This is a genomic window from Ameyamaea chiangmaiensis (assembly GCF_013376175.1).
GTDB lineage: Bacteria > Pseudomonadota > Alphaproteobacteria > Acetobacterales > Acetobacteraceae > Ameyamaea > Ameyamaea chiangmaiensis.
The window spans coordinates 1-7,260 of the sequence record NZ_JABXXR010000136.1 but is presented as its reverse complement, the minus strand read 5'-3'; the positions used below and the strand labels follow the sequence as shown (position 1 = coordinate 7,260).

At 66.5% G+C, this 7,260-nt stretch carries 7 protein-coding genes; 3 read left to right on the top strand and 4 right to left on the bottom strand.

The genetic code is table 11. The annotated features are described in order from the left end of the window. Positions 1–2,253 (bottom strand): xanthine dehydrogenase family protein molybdopterin-binding subunit (locus tag HUK82_RS13105; protein ID WP_256127031.1); only part of this gene is annotated, 2,253 nt, incomplete at its 3' end. Beyond that, a complete protein-coding gene (locus HUK82_RS13100) occupies positions 2,250–2,723 on the bottom strand; it encodes a (2Fe-2S)-binding protein (RefSeq protein ID WP_176614386.1) in 474 nt (157 codons plus the stop codon). The genes HUK82_RS13100 and HUK82_RS13105, both read right to left, overlap by 4 nt. A 162-nt stretch (positions 2,724–2,885) precedes the next feature. On the opposite strand from HUK82_RS13100, the gene HUK82_RS13095 reads away from it, so the two are divergent. From HUK82_RS13095 to HUK82_RS13085, 3 genes are all read left to right on the top strand, one after another. Next, a complete protein-coding gene (locus tag HUK82_RS13095) occupies positions 2,886–3,389 on the top strand; it encodes a MarR family winged helix-turn-helix transcriptional regulator (protein WP_176614385.1) in 504 nt (167 codons plus the stop codon). Positions 3,390–3,557: 168 nt separating this feature from the next. After that, the gene (locus tag HUK82_RS13090) at positions 3,558–4,682 is read left to right on the top strand and encodes an FAD-dependent oxidoreductase (protein WP_176614384.1); all 1,125 of its coding nucleotides are present in this window, start codon (positions 3,558–3,560) and stop codon (positions 4,680–4,682) included. Between the two features lie 80 nt (positions 4,683–4,762). Beyond that, positions 4,763–6,067, top strand: a complete 1,305-nt coding sequence (locus HUK82_RS13085; protein WP_218061590.1) for an MFS transporter — start codon at positions 4,763–4,765, stop codon at positions 6,065–6,067. 169 nt (positions 6,068–6,236) lie between these two features. Here the strand turns inward: HUK82_RS13085 and HUK82_RS13080 are convergent, their stop codons facing one another. After that, positions 6,237–6,623 carry a hypothetical protein gene (locus tag HUK82_RS13080; protein ID WP_176614382.1) on the bottom strand — a complete coding sequence of 129 codons (387 nt, stop codon included), beginning with the start codon at positions 6,621–6,623 and terminating at the stop codon, positions 6,237–6,239. Positions 6,624–6,716: 93 nt separating this feature from the next. Then, positions 6,717–7,260: EcsC family protein (locus HUK82_RS13075; protein ID WP_176614381.1), on the bottom strand; the 544-nt coding region annotated here is incomplete at its 5' end.

The window sequence follows — 7,260 nt, the reverse complement described above, 5'->3', positions numbered from 1 at the left end:
CTCCGGCTCCGGCTCAACATAGACGCCGAGGGCACGATCCAACGCCGGCTTGACCCGGGCGGGCGTCAGCGGCAGTTCGCGAAACCGCACGCCGGTTGCGTCGAACACGGCATTGGCGATCGCCGGCGCACTGGGCACGGACGCGGATTCGCCCACGCCCAGCGGCGGATCGTCCGGCCGCTCCATGAACAGCACGTCGATCTCGGGCAGTTCGGGAAAGGTGAGGATCGGATAGGTGCCCCAGTCCCGGCTGGTCACGCCCGTCGCATCGAACGTCACCTCCTCCTTCAGCACACGGCTGAGGGACTGCACGACGTTGCCGTGGACCTGGTGCCGCACCCCGGCCGGATTGACCATCATGCCGGCATCCTGCGCGACATGGACACGCAGCACCCGCACCGCGCCGGTCAGGCGATCGACCGCCACGTCCGCGATCCAGGCCGCCCAGGCGGCGGCCACGCCGGGAAAGGCACCATGGACATAGACCGCGTAGCCGACACCACGCCCCGTCAGCACACGCGCCGAACGGTCGATCGGACGACGCGCTCCGTGGCGCGTCACCCATCCGGCCCGGTCGGCCAGCGCCCGCAACATCTCGCGGGCGCGCACGTCGGTCAGCAGACTCAGCCGGTAGGCCAGCGGGTCTGCCCCCGCAATGGCGGCCAGTTCGTCGATATAGCTGTCGTGCGCAAAGCTGTTGGGCATCGCGGACACGCCCCGCAGCCACGACGCCCGCGCGATCGGCGGCATGTCGTGCACGACCACACGCGCATTGTCGTAGGCATAAGGCGGAATGCAGGTCCGGTCGCCCATCTGCGTGACCGCGGGCTGATCGGCATCGACCTGTCGCGTCAGCACCAGCGCCAGCAGCGGGGACACGTTGGAGGGGTACCGTGTCTGGAACGCATAGGCGACCGGACGCCCCGCCGCGTCGAGCCCGCCGCTGACCTCCATCAACTGGGCGGCACCCTTCGGCTCCCAGACATGCTCCTGCGCGCGCGACAGCTGCACACGCACCGGACGGCCGACAGCCCGCGACAGCAGCAGCGCGTCGCCGCACACATCGTCGGCGCAATTGCGCCCGTAACACCCCGAGGCCTCGTGACGCACGATCTCGATCCGGCCTTCCGGCAGCGCCATCAGCGTGGCCAGATCGCCGCGCAGCATGTGCGGGTTCTGCGTGCCGGACCAGACGACCGGACTGCCGTCCCGCCAGTCCGCCACCGCACAGGACGGGCCGATCGACCCATGCATCTGGTAGGGCCAGAGATAGGACGCGTCGAGGCGCCGCGCGGCGGTCTCCAGCGTCGCGTCCACATCGCCACGCTCCAGCAGTCGACGCGGTGTGGCCGGATTGTCGCGCAGGGCCTTCGCGATGTCGGTCAGGTCCGGCACCGCCACCGGGCGCCACCGCACGACCAGCGCCTCCGCCGCCGCGATGGCCTGCTCCTCGCGCTCGGCCACCACGCCGACGAAGTCGCCGATCGTCACGATGTCGACGACGCCGCGAAGATGCGCGATCGAACCCCGGTCGACCGCGATCAGGCTCCGCCCGACCTGGTACCCATGCTCCACGCCATGATAGGGCGGCCGCACCACCCGTCCGTGCAGCATCCCCGCCACGCGCACGTCATGCACATAGACAGCCCGGCCGGTCGCCTTGTCGGGAATATCCACCCGCGGCACCTCATGGCCGACGATGCGGTACGCCGAACGGGGCTTGAGCGCCACGTCGTCGTCAAAGCGCGTGATATGCCGCACACCTTCCAGCAGATCCGCGATGCTGATCAGACTCGTGCCATCGCCCCGACACAGTACGCCGTCGCGCATGTGCACGTTCTCACGCGCCAGCCCGGACCGGGCTGCGGCCAGTCCCGTCAGGATCTCCCGCGCCTGGGCGGCGGCCTTGCGCAAGGGAATGGCCGAGACCTGGATGGTCTCGCTCGCGATCGTCGCCCCCTGGTTGGGCGTCGTGCCGGTGTGACCCAACTCCATGCGGACCCAGGAAAACGGTACGTCCATTTCCTCGGCCACGATCTGTGCCAGCGCGGTCGCGATGCCCGTCCCTAGATCGACATGCCCGCAATACCCCACGACGCCTTCGTCCGCCCGCACCACGACGAACACGTCATCGGGCACATTGCTCAGATCGCGCTTGACGGCGCCCATGCCGTGCGGTTGCTCGGGCGCGCGGGTGACGGCCACATAGCCCCCCGCCCCCTCGTGACGCGACAGGACGCCATCGCCGCTCATCGGGTCACGCCGGCGGGATCCAGCCCGCACGCGCGCCGGGCGGCGCGCAGGATCTCCACATGCGTACCGCAGCGACACAATGTATAGCGCAGGGCCTCGCGGATGGCCGCTTCGTCTGGCGCGGGGTTCTCATTCAGAAGCGCCCGGATGGTGACGATCATCCCGTTAAGGCAATAGCCACACTGGGCTCCCTGCTCCGCGATGAAGGCATCCTGCACAGGATCCAGCCCGTCAGCGGTCGCCAGCCCCTCCAGTGTCACGATCCGCCGTCCGCTGACGGCGCCGCAGGAGACGGAGCATGCCCGCGCCGCGCGCCCGTCGACCAGCACCGAACACGCCCCACATTCGCCCAACCCACATCCATATTTCGGACCGTTCAACGCGAGGTCGTTGCGCAACACATACAACAGCGGCACATCATCCGGCACATCGAGGCGATGGCACAGACCGTTGACATTCAGTTCGACCACGGGTCATTCCGTTTTAACAATGTTACGCATGCGCGGCGCCCGCCAGCAGGGGTCGCACTTTATTGTAACGTATACACGACATGTTAAGCGTACGACCCACCCCAAAACAAGACCTGTTTCGGTCTCTTTCAGTCGGCGATGGCTTCGGTGTAACGTCGGGAGATGACCCAGAAGCCCCGCCGCGCCGCCTCGTCCCGTTCTGGTACCACGCCACCCGTGCCCGAGCCGGATAATGGACCGGAACATGACGACTACGTCCTTTCCGAACAGATCGGCCATCTGCTACGCCGGGCGTATCAGCGTCATACCGCCATTTTCCAGAACACCATTCCCGACGACAAGCTGACCTCGGTACAGTTCGCCGTCCTGACGACCGTGCGTGATCACCCCAATTCCCCGCTGGTCCTGATCGCGCGCCGGACGGCGATCGACCACGCGACGCTGCGCGACATCGTCCTGCGGCTCAAGCGCCGGGGCCTGCTGCTGATCACACCGGACCAGCACGATCGCCGCCAGCGCCTGGTCTCGCTCTCGACCGCAGGCATGACGCTCGTCGACAGTGTCATCCCCGACGCACAACGCATCACGGAACTGACGATGGCCAATCTGAGCGCGTGCGAACGGCTCGCGGCGATCGAGGTGCTCAGGAAACTGTCCACCGACTAAAGCGCGGGTGCAGGCGTAACCGGACGGTTGCCTCCAGGCCCGACAAGGTTGGCAAAATCATCTCGATTCCGTTGCAATTTTCTTGACAGATCGGCCATGCCGGTTAATTGCTTAAATCGCGTATACGCCATTTATGGCCAGATCCAGAAACAGCGGGATATCCGTCACATGTCGCAGGCGTCTAGAATCGGTATCGTTGGGGCAGGCATGGGAGGAATCACAGCCGCCGCACTTCTTCAGCGCGCCGGCCACGACGTCGTGCTGTATGATCAGGCGCCGGCCTTCTCACGCCTCGGCGCAGGCATCCAGTTCGGTCCGAACGTCATGAAGATCCTGCGCCATCTGGATCTGGAAACCCGACTCACGGCCATGGCCTGCCTGCCGGACTATTGGACCAGCCGCAAGTGGGATGACGGCAGCATTCTGGCCAATATCCCACTGAACGCCGAGCAGGCGCGCTATCAGGCCCCTTACATCACCATCCATCGCGGCGACCTTCAGCAGATGATGCTGGAGGCCATCGATCCGGAACGCGTGAAATTCAACAAGAAGCTGGCGATGTTCCACGAGGACGATCGCTCGGTCACCCTGGAGTTCGAAGACGGCAGCCAGGATCGCGTCGATATCCTGGTCGCGGGCGACGGGATCAACTCACGTGTCCGCGAAATCCTGTTCGGCGAGGAAGAGCCGCTGTATACCGGCTGGCTGGCACATCGGGCCATTATCCCCGGCGCCGCCGCCCGGGCGGCCGGGGCAGACCTGAACGCGAAATGGTGGTCGGACGATCGGCACATCGTCTGCTACTATCTCGACCGCAATCAGGACGAGTTTTATCTGGTCACCGGCGAACCCGGAGACTGGACCAATGCCACCGGCCAGATGCCCAGTTCGCGCGACGCCCTGCGGGAGACCTTCCGTGGCTATCACCCGCTGGTGCAGGCCTATATCGATGCGACCGACGAGGTCACGAAGTGGCCCCTGAAGACCCGGCCTCCTTTGCCCCGCTGGCATCAGGGGCGCGTGGTCATGCTGGGCGATGCCTGCCACCCGATGAAGCCGCACATGGCCCAGGGCGCGGCCATGGCCGTCGAGGATGCGGCCATGCTGACACGCTGCCTCGTCGAACTGGGCACCCGGGACCTCGACGCGACGTTCAGCCGTTATGTCGATCTGCGCCGCGATCGCGCGACGAGGGTACAGGCGATCTCCAACGCGAATACCTGGCTGCGGGCGCCCGAAGATCCCTACTGGTGCTATGGCTATGAACTGTATGGCGTCCCCGTCGGAAAGTGACGCCACACTCCCGCGATCGGGGTGTAGGTCCCGCGCCAGTGCCGGAACCAGACCAGAGGCCTGACGAGGTCACGTAACGAATGAGCACAGCCATGACCGATGCGCAGAACGCCGCACCCCTGAACGTTTCGGCGCTTTATCGATCCGTTTTCATGCGGATCGTCCCATTTCTCGCGCTCGGTTTTCTCGCGGCCTACACCGATCGGGTGAATGTCAGTTTCGCGAAGTTGCAGATGCTCGGCGATCTGGACATGACCGACGCCGGATTTGGGCTTGGTACCGGTCTGTTCTTCATCGGCTACGTGTTCTGCGAAGTGCCGAGCAACATCATCCTTCAGCGTGTGGGGGCCCGTCGCTGGCTGGCGCGAATCCTCGTGACGTGGGGGGTTGTCTCGTCCCTCAGCGGCTTTATCCACACACCGGCGCTGTTCCATCTCTCGCGTTTCGCGCTGGGCGTGGCCGAAGCCGGGTTCATGCCCGGCGCGCTGTATTATCTGGGACAATGGGTGCCCGCGGCCCGGCGCGCGCGGGTGATCGCGCTGTTCATGCTCGGCATTCCGGCAGCGAGCATCATCAGCGCGCCGGTGTCGGGCTGGATCCTGACCAATCTCTCGGGCTACGCGTCGCTCGCGGGCTGGCGGTGGCTGTTTCTGATCGAGGGCCTGCCGCCGATCCTACTGGGACTATGGGGATGGTTCGCACTTCCTGACCGAATCGAAACGGCGTCGTGGCTGACCCCGGTCGAGCGCCGCTATCTCGCGGCCGAACTGGCGGACCACGACAGCAGCCCCCGCAAGACCGCACTCGCGGCCGCACTCGCCGACCCCCGGATCTGGCTGATCGGCATCATCGACGGGGGCATCCTGCTGGGGCTTTACACGGTCGCCTTCTGGTTCCCGACCCTCGTGCGGCAACACTATGCGGGCGATTATGCCCATCTCGGGCTGATCGTCGCGATTCCGCATCTCGCCGCTGCCGTCAGCATGATTGCATGCGGCCTCAGTTCGGATCGCAGCGGCGAGCGGCGGTGGCATCTTTTCGTGCCGGTGGCGATCGGCGCGGTCTCGCTGGCGCTGTGCGGCCTGCCGTCCACCGGCGTGTTCTGGCTCGTCCTGTTCGGCGCCCTGGCAAATGCCGGGCTTCTGGGCGGTTTGCCCGCGCTCTGGGCGATCCCGTTCGTCTTTCTCGACGGACCGGCCGCCGCGGCAGGACTGGCCCTGGCATGCTCACTGGCCAATGTCGCGGGGTTCCTCGCGACGTCACTGTTCGGGCTGGCGCTGACCTACCTCCACCAGCCCGGCATCGTCATGGCCGCGTTCGCCGCCATTGCCTTCGCAGCCTCCCTGCTGGTCTTCCTGATCGACGCCAGCAGGCGCAGGGGTTGACCAGACGCGTTACGCGGTAAGGGGGGCTACGAAACACAAGGCGTCAGAACGGGCATGGTATCCGCCACGTGCCCAAGCGACCTCGGCGCATCTCCCCTCCATACCCGGTCGATGAACCGGGCCCAGCATGGCGGGTCGACGGCACGCGCATCCGGTGCCGCGTCGCCCGTCAGAAGATGTCCTTGATGATATCGTTACCGATTCCAAACCCGGCACCGGCGGCCACGGCCTGACCGAAACCGGACGAGAGCAGACTGCCGAAGAAACCTCCGCCCTGCTGCGGAGCGGGCGCGGGGGCCGCGTCGAAGGTCGGTGCGGCCGCCTGTTGCTGCGCGATCCCGGCATGCAGGGCCTGGAGCAGCGCGCCTACCTGCTGCTGCTCCGCCTGAAAGGTCAGCGCGAGTTCGCGCAGATCGAGCATCCATTCCCGCGCCTGGGAATCGCCGCCGTTCGCGGCGGCCTGCAGCTTGTTGCCGAGCGTCTGCAGCGCCTGCACCGTCTGCTGCGCCTGCGACTGCAGTTGCGTGTAGGCCTGATCGATGACCTGAACGTCCATGACAGCGTCTCCTGTTTCCTGAGGATGCCCGACCCTACGAGGGCCACGCGCCGCTGTCAGCCCGGCGAACCTTAAAACCGCGGACAGGATCGATCAGAGCGACGCCATCGACACACCATGCCCGCGCAGCGACTCCGCCGTCTCCCGCACCGCCGGGCCGTGGGCCCGTTCCAGACGGCGAATGGTGAAATGGGCCCGCGCGAGTGCGCGGTAGTGCGACAGAAACGCGGCGTTGAGCGAGGCCCCGCACAACGCACCCGCGACCGGCATCATCTGCAGGGCGAACTTGCGTGACAGGCCAAGGCCGTAATGGGCCGCGACTTCGGAGACCAGCATGACAACGGGCCGCCCGCGCAGGACCGTCCGGGCAGAGAAGAACCCGATCTCGCTTTCTTCTCCGTCGCGGGGGCCGGCGAAGCTGCGCAGGGCGAAGACTTCCAGGCAGGCCCGGCGGCCGTCCTCGGTCGACAGGTCCTCGCCTTCCTCGCGCGCGATGCGCGCGATCTCGCGCATGATGGTCAGCGTGGTGAAACTGACATCGGGCACCAGACCGGCCACGCCGCTGAACCCGCCGACCGCGCCGGAGACGACGACCGCCGCCTGCGCCGCGTGGCCGCGCCACCGTCCGCCCGCCTCC

Excerpts from the sequence above, each read along its gene's own strand:
- HUK82_RS13095 (WP_176614385.1), top strand. The coding sequence starts at position 2,886 with ATGACCCAGAAGCCCCGCCGCGCCGCCTCGTCCCGTTCTGGTACCACG.
- HUK82_RS13090 (WP_176614384.1), top strand. The coding sequence starts at position 3,558 with ATGTCGCAGGCGTCTAGAATCGGTATCGTTGGGGCAGGCATGGGAGGA.
- HUK82_RS13085 (WP_218061590.1), top strand. The coding sequence starts at position 4,763 with ATGAGCACAGCCATGACCGATGCGCAGAACGCCGCACCCCTGAACGTT.
- HUK82_RS13080 (WP_176614382.1), bottom strand. The coding sequence starts at position 6,623 with ATGGACGTTCAGGTCATCGATCAGGCCTACACGCAACTGCAGTCGCAG.